The organism is Chondromyces apiculatus DSM 436, from assembly GCF_000601485.1.
Lineage (GTDB): Bacteria > Myxococcota_A > Polyangia > Polyangiales > Polyangiaceae > Chondromyces > Chondromyces apiculatus.
Genome location: NZ_ASRX01000069.1, coordinates 59,277 through 81,913, shown reverse-complemented (window position 1 = coordinate 81,913; position 22,637 = coordinate 59,277). Strand labels below are relative to the sequence as shown.

At 71.1% G+C, this 22,637-nt stretch carries 17 protein-coding genes; 12 read left to right on the top strand and 5 right to left on the bottom strand.

Annotation, left to right across the window (positions count from 1 at the left end):
- Positions 1-676 (bottom strand): TetR/AcrR family transcriptional regulator (locus tag CAP_RS34100; RefSeq protein WP_052376500.1); only part of this gene is annotated, 676 nt, incomplete at its 3' end.
- A gap of 73 nt (positions 677-749) precedes the next feature.
- Complete coding sequence (locus CAP_RS34095) at positions 750-1,985, bottom strand: cytochrome P450 (RefSeq protein ID WP_231511846.1); 1,236 nt, start codon at positions 1,983-1,985, stop codon at positions 750-752.
- A 555-nt stretch (positions 1,986-2,540) separates the two neighbouring features.
- On the opposite strand from CAP_RS34095, the gene CAP_RS34090 reads away from it, so the two are divergent.
- The 6 genes from CAP_RS34090 (at position 2,541) to CAP_RS46160 (ending at position 11,419) form a co-directional block, all read left to right on the top strand.
- Positions 2,541-4,313, top strand: a complete 1,773-nt coding sequence (locus CAP_RS34090; RefSeq protein ID WP_044248545.1) for a right-handed parallel beta-helix repeat-containing protein — start codon at positions 2,541-2,543, stop codon at positions 4,311-4,313.
- Positions 4,314-4,362: 49 nt separating this feature from the next.
- The gene (locus CAP_RS55315) at positions 4,363-5,415 is read left to right on the top strand and encodes a CAP domain-containing protein (protein WP_044248543.1); all 1,053 of its coding nucleotides are present in this window, start codon (positions 4,363-4,365) and stop codon (positions 5,413-5,415) included.
- A 75-nt stretch (positions 5,416-5,490) separates the two neighbouring features.
- Entirely contained in the window at positions 5,491-7,350 is a 1,860-nt protein-coding gene (locus tag CAP_RS34080) for a hypothetical protein (RefSeq protein ID WP_044248541.1), read from the top strand.
- Positions 7,351-7,451: 101 nt separating this feature from the next.
- On the top strand, positions 7,452-7,952 hold the full coding sequence (locus tag CAP_RS34075) for an OsmC family protein (protein WP_231511845.1): 501 nt from the start codon (positions 7,452-7,454) through the stop codon (positions 7,950-7,952).
- A gap of 38 nt (positions 7,953-7,990) precedes the next feature.
- On the top strand, positions 7,991-10,486 hold the full coding sequence (locus tag CAP_RS34070; protein WP_044248538.1) for a S8 family serine peptidase: 2,496 nt from the start codon (positions 7,991-7,993) through the stop codon (positions 10,484-10,486).
- Positions 10,487-10,588: 102 nt separating this feature from the next.
- Positions 10,589-11,419 carry an STAS domain-containing protein gene (locus CAP_RS46160; protein WP_052376499.1) on the top strand — a complete coding sequence of 277 codons (831 nt, stop codon included), beginning with the start codon at positions 10,589-10,591 and terminating at the stop codon, positions 11,417-11,419.
- Positions 11,420-11,465: 46 nt separating this feature from the next.
- On the opposite strand, the gene CAP_RS34060 is transcribed toward CAP_RS46160, so the two are convergent.
- A complete protein-coding gene (locus tag CAP_RS34060; RefSeq protein ID WP_044248536.1) occupies positions 11,466-13,658 on the bottom strand; it encodes an RCC1 domain-containing protein in 2,193 nt (730 codons plus the stop codon).
- Positions 13,659-13,728: 70 nt separating this feature from the next.
- Positions 13,729-14,484, bottom strand: coding sequence for a hypothetical protein (locus tag CAP_RS34055; RefSeq protein WP_044248534.1), 756 nt, complete (start codon positions 14,482-14,484; stop codon positions 13,729-13,731).
- A 361-nt stretch (positions 14,485-14,845) separates the two neighbouring features.
- On the opposite strand from CAP_RS34055, the gene CAP_RS34050 reads away from it, so the two are divergent.
- From CAP_RS34050 to CAP_RS34025, 6 genes are all read left to right on the top strand, one after another.
- Entirely contained in the window at positions 14,846-15,148 is a 303-nt protein-coding gene (locus tag CAP_RS34050) for a hypothetical protein (RefSeq protein WP_044248531.1), read from the top strand.
- A 45-nt stretch (positions 15,149-15,193) separates the two neighbouring features.
- Positions 15,194-15,961 carry a glucose-1-phosphate cytidylyltransferase gene (gene rfbF / locus CAP_RS34045; RefSeq protein ID WP_044248529.1) on the top strand — a complete coding sequence of 256 codons (768 nt, stop codon included), beginning with the start codon at positions 15,194-15,196 and terminating at the stop codon, positions 15,959-15,961.
- An 11-nt stretch (positions 15,962-15,972) separates the two neighbouring features.
- A complete protein-coding gene (gene rfbG / locus CAP_RS34040) occupies positions 15,973-17,052 on the top strand; it encodes a CDP-glucose 4,6-dehydratase (protein ID WP_231511844.1) in 1,080 nt (359 codons plus the stop codon).
- Positions 17,049-18,032 (top strand): NAD-dependent epimerase/dehydratase family protein, encoded by a 984-nt coding sequence (locus CAP_RS34035; protein WP_044248526.1) that lies wholly within the window; start codon positions 17,049-17,051, stop codon positions 18,030-18,032. Before rfbG ends, CAP_RS34035 begins: the two co-directional genes overlap by 4 nt.
- Positions 18,029-19,159, top strand: a complete 1,131-nt coding sequence (locus CAP_RS34030) for a glycosyltransferase family 2 protein (protein WP_063748791.1) — start codon at positions 18,029-18,031, stop codon at positions 19,157-19,159. Before CAP_RS34035 ends, CAP_RS34030 begins: the two co-directional genes overlap by 4 nt.
- 289 nt (positions 19,160-19,448) lie before the next feature.
- Positions 19,449-21,779, top strand: a complete 2,331-nt coding sequence (locus CAP_RS34025) for a S8 family serine peptidase (protein WP_044248523.1) — start codon at positions 19,449-19,451, stop codon at positions 21,777-21,779.
- A gap of 43 nt (positions 21,780-21,822) precedes the next feature.
- Here the strand turns inward: CAP_RS34025 and CAP_RS34020 are convergent, their stop codons facing one another.
- Positions 21,823-22,602 (bottom strand): helix-turn-helix transcriptional regulator, encoded by a 780-nt coding sequence (locus CAP_RS34020; RefSeq protein ID WP_063748792.1) that lies wholly within the window; start codon positions 22,600-22,602, stop codon positions 21,823-21,825.
- Between the last annotated feature and the right edge of the window lie 35 nt (positions 22,603-22,637).

Here is a 22,637-nt window from a genome sequence, read left to right as displayed (position 1 = left end):
CGGGAGGGGGGGCCGGGGGCTCGGGGCGGGTGGCGTAGTGGCGGAGGCCGTCGCCGAGCAGCGCGAAGGAGGCGTGAAGCCAGCTCTGGAGGGCGGCTTGCTGCTCTCGGGGGCGGTGGGCGCGAACGTGGGCGCGAACGTCCTCGGAGCCGAGGAGGCGGAGCACGGAGATGATCTGGGCGGCGGCGAGGCGGGGGTGAGGGTCGTGCGGGGGGGCGGCGGTCTCCTCGGCGAGGAGCTCGGCCAGGGCCTCCTCGTAGCGGTCCCACATCAGGCGAAGGCGGGCTTGCAGGACAGGGCTGTCGACGGTGCGGCGGAAGCCTTCGAGGGCCTCGCTCGCGAAGCGCTTGCGGGAGAGGGCCAGGAGCTGGTCGATGAGGGCGCGCACGGCGTCGAGGGCAGAGGCGCCAGGGGGGCGCTCGCGCACGTGGCGGAGAAGCTCGTCGCGCAGGCCGTTCTCGTCCTCGAAGACCAGGTCTTCCTTGGAGCCGAAGTAGGTGAACAGTGTCTTGACGGAGACGTTGGCGGCGTCGGCGATCTCGGCGACGGTGACGTGATCGAAGCCGCGCTCGGCGAACATGGCCTTGGCGGTCTCGGCGATGGCGTTGCGGGTCTGCTCCTTCTTGCGCTCGCGCAGGCCGAGGCGCGGCGGGGCGGGCGGGGGGTTGCTGTCCATGGCGCCATGGTAGGACAGCGGGGGGAAGGATCCAGTGGGTCGGGTTCTCGCCTGGGGTGCGAAGGTGAGGGACTCACCTCGCGGGGCGAGGGAGTTCACCAGGTGACGGGGAGGGCGTGGAGGCCGAAGACCTCGGTCTCGTACTTGAAGGGGAGCGCGTCCAGGGGGCGTCGAGCCGGAGCGTGGGGAGGCGCTCGAAGAGGGTGCGGTAGGCGATCGCGATCTCGGCGCGGGCGAGGTTCTGGCCGAGGCACTGGTGGATGCCGTGGCCGAAGCCGAGGTGGTGGCGGCCGCGGCGGTGGATGTCGAGGTCCTCGGGGCGCTCGAAGGCGAGGGGGTCGCGGTTGGCGGAGGCGACGAGGGGGATGATGCCGTCGCCGGCGCGGATGTGCTGCCCGCCGATCTCGATGTCGTCGACGGCGACGCGGACGGCGCCAGCGTCGCCGATGGAGTGGTAACGCAGCATCTCCTCCACGGTGCCCGCGGTGAGGGTCCAGTCGGCGCGGAGCTGGGCGAGCTGGTCGGGGTGGGCGAGGAGCGTCACCACGCCGAGGGAGATCATGTTGGCGGTGGTCTCGTGGCCGGCCATGAGGAGCAGCGTGGCGGCGCCGACCAGCTCGGCGTGGGTGAGGGCGCCGGTGCGGAGATGCTCGACGATGAGGCGGCTGATCATATCGTCGGTCGGCTGGCGCTCCTTCTCGGTGACGAGGCCGTCGAGGTAGGCGGAGACCGCGGCGAAGGCCGCCTCGGCTTCGGCCGGGGGGGACGAGAGCGCGGCCCGGGCCTGGGCCTCGAAGAAGGCGTGGTCGGCGTAGGGGACGCCGAGCAGGTGGCAGATGGTCAGGGAGGAGAGCGGGAGGGCGAAGGCGGAGACCAGGTCGGCCGGGGGTCCCTCGTGGAGCATGTCGTCGAGGAGCCGGTCGGCGGTCTGCTGGAGGTGCGGGCGCAGGGCGTCGACGCGCCGGACGGTGAACTCGGGGATGAGCATGCGGCGGTGCCTCCCGTGCTGGGGCGGGTCCCTCTCGATGAGGAGGGGCGCCCGACGCTCCTCGGCGTCTCCCTCGGCCATCTGCCCTTCGGGGAAGCCGGGGTGGGTGGGATCGGAGCTGACCCGGGGGTGTCCGAGCGCCGCGCGCACGTCGGCGTGCCGCGTCAGGAGCCAGGCAGTGTGCCCGTTCGGCAAGGTGATGCGCGCGATCGGGGTCCGCGCGCGCAGCTCGGCGTAACGGGGAGGCGGTGCGAACGGGCACACCCGCCTCATCGGGAAGTCCTCTACCAGGGGCGATCCGTGCGGCGCCTTCGTGGTCATGACGTGCCTCCTCAGTGGAGCAGACAGGGCTCTCCCGGCACCGCTCCAGGTGATGATGAGCAAAAGGTAAGTCAGTATAGTTTTTTATCAACATGCTTTTGTGGTGGAGGGAGAAGCCCCCGGCACGCGAGGCTGTCCACCCCTGTCCGGCGCGGGAGATCCTGGTCACGGACGGGTCGGGTCAGACGATGTCGCGGCGTTTGCGCAGAGCCGGCGCGAGTTGCGTCGGAGTCGCGCAAGTTGGGTGACCGTGACGCAAGCCGCAGGTGCAGGCGACGGCCGCAGGACGAGGACGTGAAGGGGTGCCTGCGTCCGAGACGACACGACCAAGAATCTCCTGACAGGACGATGGTGGATGCCTCCACGCGTGTTGCAGGCCGGGCCGGCGGTTTTCATATGCGGACATAGGATTCTGCGAGGCCCACGCTGAAGCGCGCTTGAGGTGATGGCGCTGGCCTGGCGGCTGCAATTCTCGAAAACGTCGCGCGGTGGCCATCGCCGGGGGGGCGCGCGACGACACGAGCCTGAGAACCAAGGAGCCTTGCAGGAAATCCCATGAGAATTGACGCTTTCTCTGTCCGTCTTCCCACGCGCGCGCATGACGGCCTGGTCCCGACCTCTCCCGCGACGACCATTCCCCACCTCAATCGCCGTCGGCCGCTGCTGGGCAGGGCGGCGCTCGCGCTGGGGGTGGCAGCGCTCGCCGCAGGATGCGCCACGGGAGCGCCGGGCGACGAGGGCGGCGACGAGGCGGAGGTCACCGCCAGCGCGTCGGAGGCCGTGATCACCACGGCAGGGGCCGCCAACAGGCCGAACTTCGCCTGGGCGCTGGCGACTCCGGGGACGGGGACGCTCTTCGTGAACAACACGGTCGGTGTAGGCGACGACAACAACCCCGGGACCTCGTCGGAGCCGCTGGAGACGATCGGGGAGGCGGTCCGCAGGGCGACCCAGGGGGCCACCATCTACGTGCAGGGGACGACGACACCTTATGCCGAGTTCGTGACGCTCACCGCAACGGGCACGAGCAGCAATCCCATCCGGCTGGTGGGGGTGCCCCAGGCGGGGACCACGACGCGGCCGGTGTGGACGGCGCCGAGCACCACCGATACGCCGCTCCTCAGGTTCCGGGGCGCGTACTGGGTGGTGCGCGGGTTCGACTTCAACAAGACGGGGATCGGTTCGCCGCGCGCGGTGTCGTTCGACTCGGGGTACGCGCACAACGCGCTGATCGGGTCCGTGATCCGCGGCAACTCGGGGCACGCGGTGCGGATCAACGGCACGGACATCCTGGTGCGCGAGAACCTCGCCTACAACAACAAGATTGGCTCCAACTACAACACGTACGAGGATGCCCACGCCTTCCGGGTGGGGGTGAACGCGGCGCGGGTCGAGGTCTCGCGGAACGAGGCCCACGACAACAGCGGTGATGGGATCCAGTGCGCCGGTCCGGGCGATGCCACGCCGCCGGATACAGGCAGCGATCCGGTGGACATCTTCCTGGAGGACAACCGGCTCCACGACAACATCGAGAACGCGGTCGACATCAAGAGCTGCAACCGGGTGACGATCGCCGGCACGGACGGGGTGGATGGGAACAAGTTCTACGGGTACGTGCCCGCCCGGACCGCGAAGGAAGGGGCGGCGGTGGTCATTCACTACAAGGCGCGGAACATCCTCGTCGAGAAGACCCGGATCTGGGACAGCGGGCTCGGGATCACCGTGGGGACTGCCTCGGGCTCGCAGCATGGGGTGCAGAACGTGGTGCTCCGCCGCAACGTGATCTTCGCCCTGCACCAGGAGACGAACGGGAGCTACACCGCGGAGGGGAAGGGCATCCGGGTGGGCTGGATCGCCGGGGGCACGGACATCTACAACAACACCCTCGACGGCATTCCTGGCGCGGGCATCGACATCGGCGTGATGGACTACGACGGGCTGACCTCAAAGAACACGCACGTGTGGAACAACATCATCAGCACCTCGGGGGGGCCCGCGATCGAGATCGCGCGTGACTACTCCGACGGGTTCACCAGCAGCCACAACGTGTTCTTCAACAGCTCCGGGGCCGTGAAGTTCAAGGTGAGCGGGATGTCGGACCGGACATTCACGCAGTGGAAGGCGCTGTCGGTGACAGGGTGGGGAGGCTCGCCCGACACGACGGTGAGCGTCGAGGACAACCCGGACTTCGTCGCAAACCCGACCGCCAACGATTACTACACCCAGACCGGATCGCCCGCGCGGGACGTGGCCCTGTCGCCGACGCCCGGGAGCCCGACGGCCTGCAATGGCGGGCTCGACATCGGGTTCCTCGAGAGCTGCGACTGAGCGACCCCGCGCCTTCTGTGGCGCAGGAGGGTCGTGATACGGTCGCGGCATGCGTTCCTCTCCTGCAGGGCTCCTCGGTCTCCGGCGCGTGGTGGTCCTCGGCGTGGGCCTGGCGGCATTTGCGGGGCTCGGCGCGGCGTGCTCGGGCGATGATGGAGAGGCGTCGACCGAGGGGGGCGGGGCCTCCGCGGGCGAGGGGGGGTCGGGGGCTTCGCCGACGACATCGACCGCGAGCCACGGACACGGGGGCGGCAGCGCCTCGGGCGGGGGTGGGCCCGGTGGAGGCGGCGCGGGGGGGTCGGAGGAGGCGTCGGTCTGCGCGCGATGGCAAGGGGACCGCGCCGATCTCGGCGAGGGGACGTGGAGCGGAAGCGTGGCGTCGTGCAATGCGGGCGATACGTCCGCGGATGGACGCGCGAATGCGCTCAAGCTGGTCAACCTGTACCGCTGGCTGGCAGGGATGGGGGCGGTGACGAACGATGCGGCGCGCGATCAGAAGGCGCAGGCCTGCGCCCTGATGATGGACGCGAACAACATGCTGTCGCATGCGCCGCCGGCGAGCTGGACGTGCTACTCGCAGGCGGGCGCGGAGGGCGCGGCCAACAGCAACATCGCGTCGACACCGGGCGTGGACGGGGTGGACCTCTACATGGCCGACCCGGGCAACGAGACGACGATGGGGCACCGGCGCTGGATCCTCTCCGGGTCGCTGGGGTCCATCGGCCTCGGGTCGACGGACAGCGCCTCGTGCATGTGGGTGCTGGGTGGGTCGGGCGACGAGAATCCGCCGTATGTCGCGTGGCCGTCGCCGGGGAAGTTCCCCTCGGGGGCGCTCCATGCCTCGTATGCGTCGGTGGACCAGACGGGGTGGACCCTCCAGAGCTCGGCGATCGATCTGGCGGGCGCGCAGGTGACAGTGATGGACGGCGGGGAGAACAGGCCGGTGGCGGTGACGCAGCTCGCGGGAGGCTTCGGGAGCAGCTCGGCCCTCCGGATGGTGCCGCAGGGGTGGGTGTCGGAGGTGGGGCACACGTACGCGGTGAGCGTGACGGGCACGAACCCGTCGATCACGTACGAGGTGGAGATCATCGACTGCGAGTGAGGCTCGGGGAGGTCGGACGCGCGGCGCTCGGGCGCGTGGTGCTCGGGCGCGTGGTGCTCGGCGAAAGGTGCTGGAATGCCGCTTCAGGGACGAATCAGGCAGGCCCTTGCGTCGCCCCGCACCCCGTTCGTGGCGGCGGTGGTCGCGGTGGTGCTCATGCTGCCGGCACTCGGCGGCGGGGCGATGAACGACGACCACACGCACAAGCTCCAGTTCGATCCGGAGGTGCAGCTCGACAGCGGGATGCGCGGCGACTGGGACCTGTTCCGGTTCCAGGACCGGGACCGGGCGAACTTCCACAGGAACATGGATCTCGGGCTGTGGCCCTGGTGGACGAGCCCGGGGTTCCGGCTGGCGTTCCTGCGGCCGCTGGCGTCGCTGTGGCACGCGCTCGACTACCGGGTGTACCCCGAGGCGTTCGCGTGGATGCACGCGGAGAGCGTGCTGCTGTACGGGTTGCTCGTGCTCGCGGCGGGGCTGGTGTACCGGCGGGTGCTGGGGGTCACGGCGACGGCGGGGCTCGCGGTGCTCCTGTTCGCCGTGGACGACGCGCACGCGATGGTGGTGGCGTGGATCGCCAACCGGCACGCGCTGCTCTCGGCGCTGTTCGGCTTCCTGGCGATCGCCGCCCACGACCGCGCGAGGCGGGAGGGGTGGACGCCGGGCCGGGTGCTCGGGCCTGCTGGGTTCTCGCTGTCGATGCTCGCGGGCGAGGGGGGCACGTCGACGCTGGCCTACCTGTTCGCGCACGCCGTCTTCCTCGATCGCGGAAGGCTCGGGGAGGGCGGAGAGAGCGGGGATGACGGGCCGCGCGGGGAGGGCGGGCAGCAGGGGCGGGTGCGGGAGGTGGCGCTCGCGCTCGCGCCCTATGCGGGGATGACGCTGGGGTGGGCCGTGCTGTACCGGCTCGGGGGGTACGGGGCGTCCGGGGGGGCGTTCTACATCGATCCGGTGGGCGAGGCCGGGACGTTCGTGGCGGCGGTGCTGATGCGGCTCCCCGTGCTGCTGGCAGGGCAGATCGCGCTCCCTCCGGCAGATCTGTGGGGGGGTCTGCCGCCGGGGGCGCCCTGGCGCATGACGCTCTTCACGGTGCCGATCGTGGGCCTGGTGGGTGCCGGGCTCGCCCTCGGGCTGCGCCGGGACCGGACAACGGCGTTCTGGGCGACAGGGATGGTGCTCTCGCTCGTGCCGGCCTGCGCGACGTGGCCTTCGGACCGGCTGCTCCTGTTCTCGGGGCTCGGGGCGTTCGGGCTGGTGGGGGCGCTGCTCTCGGGAGCGCGCGAGGGGCTGGGACGGGGGGCGCGGTGGGGCGTGCGCGGGCTCGCGGGGCTGTTCGTGGTGATCCACGTGGTCCTCGCCGTGCCGCTCCTGCCAGCGCGGACGCTGCTGACCATCCGGATCATGCGGGTCGAGGTGGACCGGGCCACGGAGAGCTTGCCAGCCGAGGCGATGCTGCCGGAGAGCACGGTGGTGGTGGTGAATGCGCCCGATGCGCTGGTGACCACCACGGCGCTCGCCGCCCGCTTCACGCAGATGGAGCACGGGTCGCTGCCGAAGGCGACGCGCCTGCTCGCAGTGGCCGTCGCGGGGACGCTGGAAGTCACCCGGCCCGAGGCGCAGACGCTCTCGCTCACCGCCTCGGAAGGCATGCTGGCCGAATGGACGTCGCTGGTCTTCCGCACCGCCGGGACGCCATTCAAGGTAGGAGACCGGGTGGAGCTGCCCGGAATGACGGCGGAGGTGCGGTCCCTGATGGGGGACGGGGCGCGTCCGCGGCAGGTCGATTTCACCTTCGCGCAGCGCCTCGACGATCCGTCGCTGATCTGGCTGATCTGGGACGAGACCCGCTTCGTGCGGTTCACGCTGCCGGCCGTGGGCGAGCGGCGGGCGCTGCCGGCGATCGATTACGCGAAGGCCGTCGGGCTGCGGGACTGAGTCGCGCGTTTCGGGACCTTCGCGGATGTCCGGCGAGGGTCGCGCCACGCGCTGGCCGACCCCGGCAGGACCTCGTGCCCGGGGTGCGGCGAGCGGCTTGCATGAAGGTTGCAACGCTGTCGACCGTCAAGACGCCCGAGGAGAGGACCATCATGGATGCCAAGCCGATGTACACAGGGATGACGCGCACCGTGGGTGAGAGCATGGCGCGCAGCACGACCGAGGCGCACGCCTTCAAGATCTTCATGGACGAGCCGCCGGAGCTCGGGGGGAGGAACGGGGCGCCGAGCCCTCTCGACTTCATCCTCGCCGCGCAGGGCGGGTGCCTGAGCTACATGACGTTCTACGTCGCCAGGGAGCTGGGCATCGAGGTGAGCAGCACGGAGATCACGGTGCGCGGCGCGCTCGACCCGGCGAAGTTCTCCGGCACGAACCGGGAGGTGCGGGCGGGCTTCCAGGCGATCGAGGTGGAGATCATCATCGAGAGCAATGCCAGCGCGGACCAGATCGCCAGGCTCCGGAACGAGGTGAAGGCGCGCTGCCCGGTGAGCGACAACCTCGCGAATCCGACGCCGGTGCGCATCACCATGAGCGCACGCTGAAGGCGACGCGCCACCGGGGACGGCTGTAGACTCCGGGGGTGCGCCCGCGTTCCCTCGCGCTCCTCGCTGCCCTGCTCGCGGGGTCTCCGCTCGCCCTGCCCTCGGCCGCGCGGGCCGACATGCCTGCCGAGCTGCTCGCGCGCGCCCTGGGTCGTCCCGGGAAACGCCACCCGATGGCCGATGAGCGCGGGCGGATGTCCATCCTCGTTCCCCTCCCCCGCGGCACGGACGCGCGCGCCCTGGGCCTCTTGCCCGTGGCGCCTGGTTTCGGCGGGATCGCGCTCACGCCTTCAGAGGTGCTGCTCCACGCCAGCCAGCTCGGCCTGCCCATGCTGGCAGGACCGGAGCGGCTGCCGCTGCTCGATGCCTCCGGGGCGCTGACCGGAGCGTCGGACTACCACCTCCGCACGGGCCACACCGGGCAAGGGGTCGTCGTGGGCGTCATCGACACAGGCTTCGATCTCACCCACCCGGACCTCCGGGACGAGAACGGCAAGAGCCGGATCCGCTGGTTGCTCCAGGCAGGTTCGCCGCGCGGGCTCCACCCCGAGCTGGAGGACGAGTACGGGTGCACGGACCCGCGTCAGGAGGCGTGCGCCGTCCTGTCGGGAGAGGACATCGACGCGCTCCTCGCGGAGGGTGACGAGGAGCTCTCGGCGCGCCGCGCGGCACACGGGACGCATGTCGCCTCGATCGCGGCAGGCAACGGGGGGCCGATGACGGGGAGCGAGCCGCGCTACGTGGGCGTCGCTCCAGGGGCGGCGTTGATCCTGGCGGCACCCTCGCCCCCGGGCGGCTTCAAGGACGCGCACATCCTCAACGCGACGAGGTTCGTCTTCGACCGCGCCGAGGCGATGGAGATGCCGGCCGTCGTCAACCTGAGCGTCGGCGGCAACTTCGGCGGTCACGATGGGACCAGCGCGCTGGAGCAGGGGCTCGCCGCGATGGTCGGGGAGGACGAGCCGGGGAGGGTCATCGTGGTGGCCGCCGGCAACAGCGGGTCGCTGTACAAGGTCGAAGGCGGGGGGCATGCCGGCATCCACACGGAGGTGCACGTGCCTCCCAGCGCGACCGTGCGGGTGCCCATCCGCACCGGGAAGGCCGTGCAAGGGCAAGCCAACGTGTGGATCACGTTCCGGCCGGGAGACGAGGTCTCCGTGGGGCTCGAAGGGCCCGATGGGAGCACCTGGGTCGGGCTCGTCGAGCCGGGCAACGTGGCAGGAGCGGGCGACGACGAGGGGGAGGTCGACGCGGCGGTGAGCAACCGGGTTCGCCAGGGGAAGCTCGCGATCGAGGGCGACACCAACAGCGCCGCGGTGCTCTGGGACGGGAGCTGGGAAGCCGGGGAGATCCGCGTGCTCCTGCGGGGCAAGGGAGACGCGCAGCTCTGGGTGACGGGCCAGGCCGAGAGGGAGGACGGCCTGTCCTTCGGCCTGATGTTCTCGCGGGCGACGCGGCAGGGGACGGTGACCATTCCCGCGAGCCACCCGGAGCTCCTCGCGGTGGGCTGCACCGTGAACCGGCTCGCGTGGACGCCGTTCGGCGCGACGGAGCCGTTCCTGGTGGCCGCGTCGTTCGAGGTGGACAGCCCCTGTCGGTTCAGCTCCGCAGGGCCCACGCCGGAGGGGGTGGCGAAGCCCGAGATCAGCGCGCCAGGGGCTTACGTGGCCGCAGCCATGGCCTTCAGCGCCGACCCGCGCGAGAAGCCGGGGGGGATGTTCGATCCGGATGCGTGTGTGGGCGACCAGCTCTGCTACGTGGTCGACGATCACCACGGTATCGGGAGCGGCACGTCCATGTCGGCGCCCCAGGTCGCCGGCGCCGTGGCGCTGCTCCTCCAGCGCGATCCCGGGCTCACCCAGGCGCAGGTGACGGAGATCCTGCAGGCGGGGGCGCGCTACCCGGGAGGCTCCGTGTCCGATCCGACCCAGCTCGGGCCCGGGGCGCTGGACGTGGAGGGCGCCATGCAGGTGCTCGACCTGCACCACGCGCGGCCCGTGGGCGAGCCGCGATCTCCGGATGCGGCGCGGGTCCCCGCAGACGTGGCGCGGAGCTGGTACGTGCTCTCCAGCAGCTACGCGCGCTCCGATCCGACGTGGCCGGTGCGGGGTCTCATCGAGCTGCGCCGGTCGGACGGGACGGTGGCCGAAGGGGTCGAGGCGGACGCGCTGGAGGTGCGCGTGAGCGGCGGGCTGCTGCTCGAAGGCCCCTCCGAGGTGCAGCACGGGATGTGGTCGTTCGCCGTCGCCGGGCCGGCGGGCGTGTACGGGACCACGCTCACGGTCGACGTGCGCTACGCCGGACAGTCGCTCGGCGTGCGCGCGTTGCCCGTGGGCGCCGATGTCTGGGCAGGGAGCGGAGAGATCGCGGCCACGAGTGGCGGCTGCACCTGCACCGCGGCGGGTGACGATCGTGGGCAGGGGCGATGGTCCGTACATCTCCTCGCGCTCCTGGCTTCCGCGCCGCTCGCGGCGCTGGTGACGCGCCGCACACGCCGCACACAAATGGTGAGGGAAACGCCCCGGAGACCATGATCAGTGCGCCTCTGGTCGCCTTGACAGACCCTGGAGAGGTCAGGCAACGATGATGGTCTCGGGTGTGCTCCGTTCGACGACGGATCGCCCGGTAGAGGCTCAATGACCTCGACGCACGAGATCCTCTTCGACCTTTCGATCGGCCTGCTGGTCACCATCAACATCGATGGGTACTTCGTGGATCTCAACCCTGCGTGGACGGAGACGCTGGGCTGGGATCTCGACGAGCTGCGGAGCACGCAGTTCTTCAACTTCGTGCACGCCGACGATCAGGAGCTCACGAAGCAGGAGGCAGCGAAGCTCGTCGAGGGCCACAAGACCATCCACTTCGAGAACCGCTACCGTCACAAGGACGGCTCGTACCGGTGGCTGGTGTGGATGGCGAGCGCGGACATGAGCGCGCCCGCCGCCGATCGCCTCATCTTCGGGACGGCCTACGACATCACGGGGCTCAAGGAGTCCCAGGCCCGCCTGGAGCGCGCGCTCCAGGAGACCAGGGCGCTCGAGAGCGAGCTGCGCCTCCAGCGCGACAGGCTCCGCACCGCGGTCGAGTCGATGGCGACGCCCCTCATCCCGATCACCGACTCGGTGGTGGTCATGCCGCTCGTCGGTCAGATGGACGCCGAGCGCGTGGGCCGGGTCATGGACGCCGCGCTCGAAGGCATCCAGGCCCATCGGGCGGCGGTGGTGATCCTCGACGTGACCGGCCTGCCGGAGATCGATTCGCAGGTGGCGTCGGCGCTGGTGAGCACGGCCCAGGCGCTGCGGCTCCTCGGCGCCGAGACGCTGCTCACGGGCGTGCGGCCCGCCGCCGCGCAGACGCTGGTGGGACTCGGGCTCGATCTGAGTGGAATCTCGACGTACGGCACGCTGCAGGCGGCCATCGCCTCCGCGCTGCGCGATCCGGTCCAGAAGCGCGCCGCCCGGCGGTAGGGTCAGCGTGCCGAACAAAACCGGACCGAGCTGGCACGCTTAAAGCCTAGCGAAACACGACCGCGCGGACGGGGCGGAACGACACTGCCACGCGGCCCGCGCCGAGCTGACCGCCGTCGTCGAGGCCCCAGCACCAGAGGTGCTGGTCGTCGGTGCTGGCGCAGGCGTGGTCGTAGCCAACGCCGACGTGCGTCGCTGGGCGAGGCAAGGGGATGGCGTCGAGGCGGGCGAACATGGCCGCGCGCTCCTGGTAGGTGAGGCCCGGCTGATGCTGTCCGCGACCCCAGCAATGGACCTTGCCCTGCGAGATCGCGCAGAACATGTCGTCCTCGCCCGCGATGGCGTCCGCGCGAGGCAGGCCTTTGATCGGTCGAGGCGACGTGGTGCGGAGGGTGGGAGGATCACCCGTCTGAAACGTCGGCTCGAAGCACCGGAGCGCGCCCCCGGCGATGGCACAGAACCGGTCCACGCCAGCGGCCAGGGTGTCGACGCCGGTGAGGCCCTCGACCCGGGCCACGCGGGGGCGAGGGGGCGTCTGGGCAAAGTCCTGGTCGGCGTCGAAGCGGTCGTCGTGGAAGCACGCCAGGTGGCGATCCTTTCCCTGGATGAAGCACATGGTGCTCACCGAGGCCGTGACGGCGGTCGCGCCCGAGATGCCAGGGATCTTCTGCCAGGCGTCGTCGTGGTAGCCGCCGGCCTCGCCGAGGTGGAACAGGCAGTGCGCGGCGCCGTTCACGACGGCGCACACGTTGCCGACGCGGTCCACGGCCATGGCCGTGGCCTTTCCTGGCAAGCGCGGGAGCGTGTCCCGATCCCAGCGCGCTTCGACGACGCAGTGCCGCTGGTCCTCACCGTCCTTGCAGCGGTCGTGCGACAGGAACATGCCGCAGCTCACGTCACCGTCGACGAGCAGCCCGCACACCGTGGACTGGCCCAGATCCATGGCCGCCACGCGATCGAGCATCCTGGCCTGCTGCGGCCAGGGTCCCAGGTCGTCCTTGCCACCGCGGCAGGAGATCTTGCCCTCGGCGAGCCAACAGGTCTCGTGCAAGCCTCCCTGGATGTCCTCCAGGCCCGGGACGACCCCGGTGTCCACGGGGCTGGGACGGTAGATGGGCTGGCCGTCGCCGAGCTGACCGTGGGTGTTGCTTCCCCAGCAGGAGACGTCCCCGCGCGCATCGAGCGCGCAGGTGTGCCCGCTGGAGAGCGCGAGGTCGATGGCGTCGCTCACGCCAACCACGGGCACGACGCCATCCACGATGGGGGCATCGGGGTCGATACCGAGCGCGGGGCCCGCCCCGCCGCCCCAGCAGGCGACGCGCCCTGCGGCACCGAGCGCGCAGGTGCGCTGGTGATGCACCTGGAGCCGCTGCGCGCGGCGGGCAAAGAGAGGCACGCGGGACGAGCCGCCCGCATCACCGCCACCCGTGTCGTCCAGGCAGAGGGGTTCGGCGTCGGTCGTGAAGCAGGCATGAGAGGACGCGGTGGACACGCCCCGGAACGCCGCCTTGGTGCCCTTCGGGGGGGCGATGGGTACCCAGGAGGTCGCCTCCTCCTCCCGCCACGGGAGCGCGCCCATGCACTGCGCAGCGCCGCTCTTCAGGGTGACGCACAGGTACCGCTCGTCAGCGCTCACCGACGCGACGTCACGGAGGCCAAGGCGGACCGCCATGGCATCTTCTCGCTGGTCGCCCTCTTGCCCCCACGGGCCGTACCCCCAGCATGCCGCGTCTCCCTCCGCGAGGACGGCGCACCCCGAGGACCCCCGCGCAACGATGGCCGTCGCACCGCCGATGCCCTTGATGGTCTTCGCGCCCGTCGAGGGATGGTCGGTGAAGATCCAGCCCCAGCACTGCACGGTCCCCGAGGCGCCGAGGGCACAGGTGAACCCGTCGCCGGCAGCGACGTCGACGATGCGCTCCGGGAGCACGGTGTCGGCGACGGTGGCGCTCTTCGGCGACCGCGGCGCGAGCTGACCCGATTCGTTGCTGCCGAGGCAGCGGACGACGCCCTCCGAGCCGAGCACGCAGGTGTGCGCGGAGCCGGCCACCACGCGAAGCGCGCTGCCGAGGCGCGCCAGCGGGGCGGGGGTGGAGGTCGACGAGGGTGGTGGGGGAGACGCTGCCCTGTGCACCTGGGCTGGCGGCGCAGCGCGCGGGGGAGACGCGGGGAGCGCGCCAGGTCCACCACAGGCAGCGAGGGAGACGAGCAGGATGGCACGGACGCCAGGGTGGGCCATGGGAGGTGGCCCTTACCTGAGCGCGCCAGCGCTGTCACGCCGTGGCGGGTGAGCCAGGCGTGTCCTGCGATTACTTGTTGCGGTCGAAGCGGCCCACGACGAGGGGGCGATCGGTGATGGTGTAATAAGACGAATAGGTCTGGCCCTGATTGCTCCAGGAATGGCCAGAGACTCCGCCCGTGACCGGGTCCGCGTCGAGGAAGATGAGGCCGGAGCCGACGCCCGAGATGGGGTAGTCCAGGTCGTACCGCGTGTCCTGCTGGCCGTGGGGGCTGTTGGTCGAGTCCACGACGGTGACGATGTAGCGCTCGGTGCCGCCCGCCAGCGTCGTGTAGAACGAGATGTCGGCGACCACCATGGTGTTGCCCGTGTTGACGCCGCTCCGGTTCAGGTACTTGGTGGAGAGGACGTCGCCGGGGAGGATCTCCTCGACGAGATCGACCTGCCAGAAGTGATTCTCGGCCTCGATGAGGTCGTAATAGCGGGGCGAGCTGGGGCTCTGGCCGCCCCACCACGTGTAGAGCTGGGAGCCGGTGACCGACGGGTAGGCCGCGCTCAGCGCGAGGGTGAAGAAGCAAGCACCCTTCGTCAGCGCCGACGGCGTGGCCGAGCCGTTGGCCCAGGTGATTGCACAGGCCTGGCTGGCGCTGGCCCAGTTGTTGCGATTCTCGGCAGGGTCGACCCCGGTCAGCGAGGCGACCAGGTCGTTCATGTAATCCAGGTGGGCCGTGTCGGTGACGGGCGCCGCCTGGGCGCTGGAGGCCGCGAGGGTGATGAGGGCGCCGGCGACGAGGGACGACAGAGCGAGACCATTGAGCTTTGCCATGACGAGAATCTCCGTGCTTGGGGGTGCCTTGGTCTCCTTGCATGTCTCACTGGTCGACGTGCAGGACTTGCTTGGCGATGCTGGGATGCAACGTCCATTGAAATGGTTTCCCGGTCAATGGCGATGTGGCGATACCGTTCAGGTTGCTCCTCCTTTGGGAGACAGCGCAGCAGATGGACGACAGCGCAGCAGAGCGGTGCCCGAAGAGGTCACCTGTGGTGCGCACAGCAGCACGCAGCTCCGCGGACCCGCGGCAGAGGCGATCACCGCCGACGCTGTGGCGGTCATTTGCCGCTGCGCGAACACGTCAGGTTCCAGCCCACGCTTGCACGCTGCGGTGGTGCGGTGTTTTTCTGCAACCATGTACCGCGGCCCCTCCAGCGATCCTTCCCTGAAGGCCTTCACGCTCCGGCTCTCCGCAGGGCTCCTCGTCGGGCGCTCCGCGCTCCTGCCCCTCGGCTGCAACCCCAAGGCGAACGCCGTCGCCGCGCGCGCTGCGAACGACCTTGCCTGCCCCGCCAACGAGGTCGACCTCGTCTCGCTCGGTGGCTCCGCGTTCATGGCCTCCGGGTGCGGCCAGAGTGTCTCGTACTCCGCCCCCCGTCTCGGACTCCGACGAGTGCCCTGCATCGGCTTCCGCTGCGTGACCCACCCGGGGATGTGAGCGGACGGTGCTTGCGTGCGGGGGAGCTGTGGTAGCCTGCGCCGCATGAAGGTGGTCTTGCTTGCCGGAGGCTTCGGAAGCCGCCTCTCGGAGCACACCGAGGCGCGTCCGAAGCCGATGATCGAGATCGGCACGTACCCGATCCTCTGGCACATCATGAGCATCTACGCGAGCCACGGGTTCAACGACTTCGTGGTCGCCTGCGGGTACAAGGGCGAGGTCATCAAGGACTACTTCCACTCGTTCTACGTGCGGCACTCCGACTACGTGGTGAACCTCCGCGACGGGACGCAGCAGATCCTCCGGAGCGAGGCGCCCGACTGGCGCATCGCGGTGGTCGACACCGGCCTCAACACCATGACCGGGGGGCGCATCCGCAGGCTGCGGAGCTGGCTCGGCGACGAGACCTTCCTCGTCACCTACGGCGACGGCGTGGGCAACGTGAACATCCGCGACCTCGTGGCGTTCCACCGGGCCCACGGCAAGCTCGCCACGGTCACCGCGGTGCGGCCCCCGGCGCGCTTCGGCGGGCTCGCGCTCGACGGAGACAGGGTGCGCGAGTTCTCGGAGAAGCCGCAGTCGGGCGAGGGGTGGATCAACGGAGGCTTCTTCGTCTTCGAGCCGGCCGTGCTGGATACCATCGCGGACGACGGCACCTCGCTGGAGCGCGAGCCGCTCGAAAAGCTCGCCGAGGAGGGGCAGCTCGCCGCCTACCGGCACGAGGGGTTCTGGCAGCCCATGGACACCCTGCGCGAGAAGCGGCTCCTCGAATCGTTGTGGGAGTCTGGCAAGGCGCCCTGGAAGACCTGGTAAGGGAGATCGGCGTGCAGAGCTTCTACGCGGGCAAGTCGGTGCTCGTGACGGGACACACGGGCTTCAAGGGGAGCTGGCTCTGTCGGTGGCTCCAGCGGATGGGGGCGCGGGTCACCGGGCTCGCGCTCCCCCCCGAGCAGCAGCCGAGCCTCTTCGTCGAGGCCGGGATCGCCAAGGGCATGACCTCCATCCTCGCGGACGTGCGCGACCTCGGCGCGCTCACCGAGGCCGTGGAGGCGCACCGCCCCGAGATCGTCTTCCATCTGGCGGCGCAGGCCCTCGTGCGCCGCAGCTACCGCGATCCCGTCGAGACCTTCGGCGCCAACGTGATGGGCACGGTGAACCTCCTCGAAGCCTGCCGACGGGCGCCGTCGACCCGGGCCATCGTCGTGGTCACCTCGGACAAGTGCTACGAGAACCGCGAGTGGGTCTGGGGCTACCGGGAGAACGAGGCGCTCGGCGGCCACGACCCGTACAGCGCCAGCAAGGCCTGCGCTGAGATCGTCGCCTCCGCCTTCCAGCGCTCGTACTTCGGTGTGTCCGGGGGCGCGGCGCTCGCCACGGCGCGCGCTGGCAACGTCATCGGCGGCGGTGACTGGTCGGAGGACCGCCTCGTGGCCGACATCGTGCGGGCCGCGACGAAGCGGGAGACGACGCGGATCAGGAACCCTCGCTCCACCCGCCCCTGGCAGCACGTGCTCGATCCGCTCTCCGGTTACCTGCTCCTCGGCCAGCGCCTCCACGAGCACGGCCAGGCCTACGCCGAGCCCTGGAACTTCGGACCCACGGAGGACCCGCTGCCGGTCGCCGACCTGGCGCGCCGCCTCGTCGACAGCCTGGGCCGCAGCACGCTGGAGGTCGCCCCCGTCGACCCCGACGCCCCCCACGAGGCGGTCGCCCTCCGCCTCGATTGCAGCAAGGCGCGCGCACGCCTCGGCTGGCGCCCCCGCCTGGGCATCGAGCAGACCCTCGCGCTCACCGCGGACTGGTACCGCGGCTACCTCGACGACCCCGCGTCCGCTTCGGCGCTCCTCGACGCGCAGATCGCTGCGTACGAGGCGCTCCTCTCCGGCGAGGCTGCCACGGCATGAGCACGGCGATCCGGACGGCGCTGGTCACCGGCGCCACGGGCTTCATCGGTGCCGCCCTCTGCCGCAAGCTCTCCCGGGAAGGCGTGCGCACGGTCGCCGTCACCCGCGCCCTGACCCGCGCCAGCAGCGCCACCACTCCCCTCGCAGGCCTCCCTGGCGTCACCCTGGTCGAGACCCCCTCGTTCGAGGTCGATCCCCTCCGCGAGGCGCTCCGGGGCGTGGAGGCCGACGTCGTCTTCCACCTCGCCGCCTACGGCGTGCACCCCGACCAGCGCGACTCCGAGCTGATGATCGAGGGCAACGTCGACCTGGTCGCGCGCCTCCTCCTCGCCACCGAGGGCTGGCCCCTCCGCCGCTTCCTCCACGCCGGCACCTGCTCCGAGTACGCCCCCGCCGCCGAGCCGGACCGCCTCACCGAGGCCCATCCTCTCGCTCCTCAGTCCCTCTACGGCGCCGCCAAGGTCGCCGCCTCCGTCTACGGAGCGGCCTTCGCCCGCAAGCTCGGCGTCCCCTTCGTCACCCTCCGCCTCTTCGGCGTGTATGGCCCCGGCGAAGGACCGCACCGCCTCATCCCGTACCTCGTGCAGAGCCTCGCCCGCGTCGAGCTGCCTTCCCTCACCGGCGGCGCGCAGGCCCGGGACATGACCTACATCGACGACGTCGCCGACGCCTTCCTCGCCGCTGCCAGGGCCCCCGAGCTCGCCCCGTACGAGGCCTACAACCTGTGCAGCGGTGTCCCCGTGCGCATCCGCGACATCGCCCTCACCGTGGCCGAGTTGCTCGGCCGCAAGGAGGCCGACCTCGGCCTCGGCCGCCGCCCCTACCGCAGCGACGAGCCGATGTGGCTCGTCGGCGACGGCGACCGCTTCCAGCGCGCCACCGGGTGGCGCCCCGGCGTCAGCCTCGACGAGGGCCTCCGCCGCGCCACCCTGAGCGCCCTCGAAGCGGCGTCTGCGGGAAGCGGGACAGGAGCGACATGAGCGAAGCAGGAGGGCGCAAGCTCATCTCCATCGTCGTCCCGGTCTACAACGAGGAAGGCAACATCTTCCCCCTCCACGAGGCGGTGACCGCCGTCTTCGCGCCTCTTGCCGACCGCTACGACCACGAGTTCGTCTTCACCGACAACCACAGCGAGGACCGCACCTTCGCCGAGCTGACCGCGCTCGCCGCCCGCGACAGCCGCGTCCGCGTCTTCCGCTTCTCGCGCAACTTCGGCTTCCAGCGGTCCATCTACACCGGCTACATCAAGGCCCGCGGCGACGCCGCCGTGCAGATCGACTGCGACCTGCAGGACCCCCCCGAGCTGATCGTCGAGTTCATCCGCACCTGGGAGGCCGGCAGCCAGATCGTCTACGGCGTCCGCCGCGCCCGCAAGGAAGGCCTCGTCATCACCGCCGTCCGCAAGGTCTTCTACCGCCTCATCGACCTGCTCAGCGAGGACCGCCTCCCCCTCGACGCCGGCGACTTCCGCCTCGTCGACCGCCGCGTCCTCGACGTGCTCCGCCGCATCACCGACGACAAGCCTTACCTGCGCGGCACCCTCGCCACCCTCGGCTTCGTCCAGAAGGGCATCCCGTACGACCGCGCCGGCCGTGTCCGCGGCGAGAGCAAGTTCTCGCTCCGTGACCTCTTCGGCCTCGCCCTCGACGGCATCCTCGCCCACTCGACGGTGCCCCTCCGCATGGCCACCTACACCGGCCTCGCCGTCTCCGTCACCACCTTCCTCGGCATCATCGGCTACGTCGTCGGCCGTATCTTCTTCGGCGCGAGCTGGCCCCTCGGCTTCGCCACCACCACGGTTCTCATCCTGCTCTCCCTCAGCCTGAACGCCCTGTTCCTCGGCATCATCGGCGAGTACGTGGGCCGCATCTACCAGCAGGTCCGCCGCCGTCCCCTCACCATCATCGCCGAGAGCATCGACGCCTCCGGCGCACGCGCGACGGATGCCACGCGCGCGACGGACGCCACGCGCGCCACGGGCGCCACGTCCTCGGACGCCGAGCAGGGCACCGCCTCCATCCGCCCCCCCGGCGGTGCCGTCACCGACGCCACCTTCCCCGTTCCCGGCGATCACCACATCGTCGACGTGGCCACGCGCGACCGGTAAGTCCCGCCCCCGGCTGCGAGGTGCCAGGGCCCCGAGGGCGCCGTCGCCCGGTGGTACACGCGCGTGACACCCCGGTGGTACGCCGCCGTGTCAGTGTCACCCGCGCGGTGCAGCGCCCCCGGGATGGCCCCCCACCAGCGCCCCTCCCCTCCGCAACTCTCCGCGTCTCCGCGGCCAGCGTGGAGCAGGCCCACCGGTTGCAATGCCTTCGCACGCCGCAGGAGAACGGCGCTCCCTCCGGAGCGTCCGCGCGACCCAGCCCCCTGCGCCGCCCCCGAAGGAACCGACCATGATGCGACTCAGTCCCGAGCATGCATCCCGCCGCGCTGCGCTCATCGCCCTCGCCTTCAGCGCCGCACACTGCGGCGCGGAAGACCCTGCCGACTCCCTGGACGCCCTGTCGTCCGCGCAGCCCCTGATCCTGGCCGCCGATCCCGGCGCCGCTTCGGCCACGCAGGCCACGTCGGCCACGTCGGCCACGTCGGCCACGTCGGCCACGTCGGCCACGCCGGCCTCCCCGGACGACGAGTACCGCCACCCCCTCCGCGCGCTGGCCGAGGAGGAAGGACCGCTGCCCCTGTTCGACGCGCTCGACGACCGCGACGGCAAGCGTTACGCGGTCTTCGTCGGCGGAGGGGTGGCTGGTCCCGGCGAACCGCTGAAGCGAGCCCCGTCGCTCCTCCGCCTCGCGCGCGGCAAGGCAGGCGCGAGCGAGCCTGGTGAACGCCCGGTGGCCCCCGCCCCGCCCCGACGCGTCAGCCGGGAGCTGGAGGCGCTCGCCGCGCGTCTTCCCGGCAGGCAGCTCGTGGACGTGGAGATCGACGTGGCCAGCGCCGACCCGGGGCTCGAGGTGCTCATGGAGCGCGCCATCGCCGAGGGGCGCGTGACCACGCACGGCGCGTACGAGGCCGAGCGGGACCGCCTCTCCCGCGAGCGGCAAGCCATCGTCGCGCGCGCCCTCGCCCCCGTGCACGACGCGATCGTTGCGGCGGGCGGTACGGTCACCTCGCAGTGCACCAACATGTACTGCATGACCGCCCAGGTGCCCGCCAGCGCCGTCCGCGCCCTCGGCCGCCGCGGCGACATCCTCGGCCTCGACGTCCCCCGCCAGGCCATGGAGGCCTACGTCGACGGCGTGCACGTCCGCAAGGGCGCGCAGATCGAGCAGTTCTTCGACGCCACGAACCCGGGGGCCGCCGCGAGCTACGACGGCAACGGTCTCGACGAGACGAGCGAGAGCGACAACGTGCGCTTCGCGGTGCTCGAACCGGGAGGCTTCGCGGACCACGTGGGCTTCACCGAGGGGTCCGGGTCCACCGCGAACCGCATCAACGGGCGCTACGAGTGCGACGGGACCGGGTGCACGTCGGTGTCGTCCTTCTCCAGCATCTCGTCCCACGCGACCGGCGTGGCGGGGATCCTGTTCGGCGATCTCACCGATGGCCAGGGCACCTTCAGCGCCGCCGACCGCCTCACCTGCAGCGGCTACGCGCCCGAGGCGCGCGGCTACCTCTTCAGCTTCCCCAGCGCCTCCGGCGCGGTGCAGGCCCTGGACCAGGTGGCTGCCCTCAACCCCGACGTCGCGAGCAACTCCTACGGCTACTGGGATCCCACGGTCTGCTCCGGGACAGGCACGGTGGCGCGCGCAGCCAACCGCGCTTACAAGGACGGTGTCGCCGTCTTCGCCGCCGCCCACAACAACTTCGGCTCGGCGACCGAGTGCAAGGTCACCGCGCCCGGCTCGGCGATCGGCGTCTTCGCCGTCGGCGCCCACATGGAGAGCGACGCCCACGCCGCGGCCGACACCGTGTACATCCGCACCGCCCCCATCCGCGAGAGCAGTAGCTGGGGCGGCAACGCCACCGAGGGTCAGAACCGATCCCTCGTCTCCATCACCGGCCCCGGCAACCGCCTCGGCCAGTTCCGGACCGATGGCGGCATCGGTGGCTCGTACGTCGCGGCCACGAGCCTCGCCACCCCCACCGTCGCCAGCGCCGCGATGAGCTTCATCGATTTCTACCACGATCGCTGGGACAGCTCGATCGACTCCCCCGGCTCCCTCTACGCCCACATGCTCCTCATGGGCGACCGGCAGGGGCAGTCCGGAAAGCTCACCGGGAGCCTCGATCACCGCTGGGGCAGCGGGCGGCTGCGCATGCGCATGCTCGGCAACGGCCAGCTCGACGCGCCCTGGTACTACGGGCACGGCTGGACGTGCATCTCCGACGGCGAGATCCTCGACCTGCCGGTGGCCGAGGGCGGCGTGCTGCCCGAAGCCATGGACACCTTCAAGGCGGGCTTCTACTGGTACGACGAGCGGCACGACACCACAGGCCAGGTCGCGAACGTGAACGTCTACCTGCAGACCTCGGACACCTCGGTCAACCTGGCCACCGACATCGACGCCCACGACAACAAGGCCCGCCTCTACTACGGCAACCTGGGCGGCAAGCAGGCGCGGATCCGGATCTACGGCAACGACGTCTCCGGCCACAGCGACCCCATCTGCGGGAGCAACGCCATCCGCGTGTTCTTCGCCTACTTCGCCGAGGACCCGGCGCACGACACGCTCCCCTACAACACGACCACGGGCGAGGGCATCTACCCCGAGTCGCTGTGACGCGCAGGGCGGCGGCGCGCGTCCACCCCGGCCGCGCCGCCCGTCACCGCTGCTGTCGCCGCTGCTGCGCGCGCCACGCCGCGGGCGCCGCGCCTTGCCGCTGGCGGAACATCCGCGTGAACTGGCTGGCGTCGGCGTAGCCCACCCGCTCCGCGATCACCTCCACGTGCTCGTCGGTCTCCCTCAACCGGCGCCGCGCCTCCGCGAGCCGCCCTTCGAGGATCCACGCCACCACCGTGCGCCCCGTCGCCTCCTTCACCGCCGTGGTCAGGTAGGCCGGAGACCGACGCACGGCCTTCGCCACCTCCTGCAGGGTCAGCGGCCCGAGGCAGCGTGCCTCGATCACCGCCATCGCCTCGGCCACCACCGACGGCGCCGCGCGCCCCTCACCCGAGGAGAACGCCGTCGCCCCAGCCTCTGCCCGCCCCGCCCGTACCACCTCCGCCAGGACCAGCCCGAGCAAGCTCTCCATCACGATCGGCATCGACCCCGACTGCGCTTGCTCCCTCTCCATCTCCTGCAGCAACGTCAGCACGTGGGCCTGCCTCTCGGCCGGCAGCGTGACCCGCGGCACCGCGCCTTGCCGGACCCGATCGAGAGGCGCCAGGAGATCCTTGAACCGCTCCTCGGGCAGGCAGGTCCGACAGAACCCGACTCCCCATATCTCCGCCCGCTCCGCAGCGATCATCCGGTGGGGATCCCCCGCCGGCACGAGGTGTACGTCGCCCGCCTCCAGCGTCAGCTCCCCGTGGTGCTCCACCTGCATGCGCCCGCCCACGTGGAAGCAGAGCACCACGAAGGCGTGCGTCGCGGGCTCCCTCATCCGGGGCACGCCGGTGTACGCATGCCTTCCCGTCT

Coding starts and splice junctions, on each gene's coding strand:
- CAP_RS55315 (WP_044248543.1), top strand. CDS start 4,363: ATGCGTTCCTCTCCTGCAGGGCTCCTCGGTCTCCGGCGCGTGGTGGTC.
- CAP_RS34095 (WP_231511846.1), bottom strand. CDS start 1,985: ATGACCACGAAGGCGCCGCACGGATCGCCCCTGGTAGAGGACTTCCCG.
- CAP_RS34050 (WP_044248531.1), top strand. CDS start 14,846: ATGTACCGCGGCCCCTCCAGCGATCCTTCCCTGAAGGCCTTCACGCTC.
- CAP_RS34055 (WP_044248534.1), bottom strand. CDS start 14,484: ATGGCAAAGCTCAATGGTCTCGCTCTGTCGTCCCTCGTCGCCGGCGCC.
- CAP_RS34020 (WP_063748792.1), bottom strand. CDS start 22,602: ATGAGGGAGCCCGCGACGCACGCCTTCGTGGTGCTCTGCTTCCACGTG.
- CAP_RS34090 (WP_044248545.1), top strand. CDS start 2,541: ATGAGAATTGACGCTTTCTCTGTCCGTCTTCCCACGCGCGCGCATGAC.
- CAP_RS46160 (WP_052376499.1), top strand. CDS start 10,589: ATGACCTCGACGCACGAGATCCTCTTCGACCTTTCGATCGGCCTGCTG.
- CAP_RS34030 (WP_063748791.1), top strand. CDS start 18,029: ATGAGCGAAGCAGGAGGGCGCAAGCTCATCTCCATCGTCGTCCCGGTC.
- CAP_RS34035 (WP_044248526.1), top strand. CDS start 17,049: ATGAGCACGGCGATCCGGACGGCGCTGGTCACCGGCGCCACGGGCTTC.
- CAP_RS34075 (WP_231511845.1), top strand. CDS start 7,452: ATGAAGGTTGCAACGCTGTCGACCGTCAAGACGCCCGAGGAGAGGACC.
- CAP_RS34080 (WP_044248541.1), top strand. CDS start 5,491: ATGCCGCTTCAGGGACGAATCAGGCAGGCCCTTGCGTCGCCCCGCACC.
- CAP_RS34060 (WP_044248536.1), bottom strand. CDS start 13,658: ATGGCCCACCCTGGCGTCCGTGCCATCCTGCTCGTCTCCCTCGCTGCC.
- CAP_RS34025 (WP_044248523.1), top strand. CDS start 19,449: ATGATGCGACTCAGTCCCGAGCATGCATCCCGCCGCGCTGCGCTCATC.
- rfbF (WP_044248529.1), top strand. CDS start 15,194: ATGAAGGTGGTCTTGCTTGCCGGAGGCTTCGGAAGCCGCCTCTCGGAG.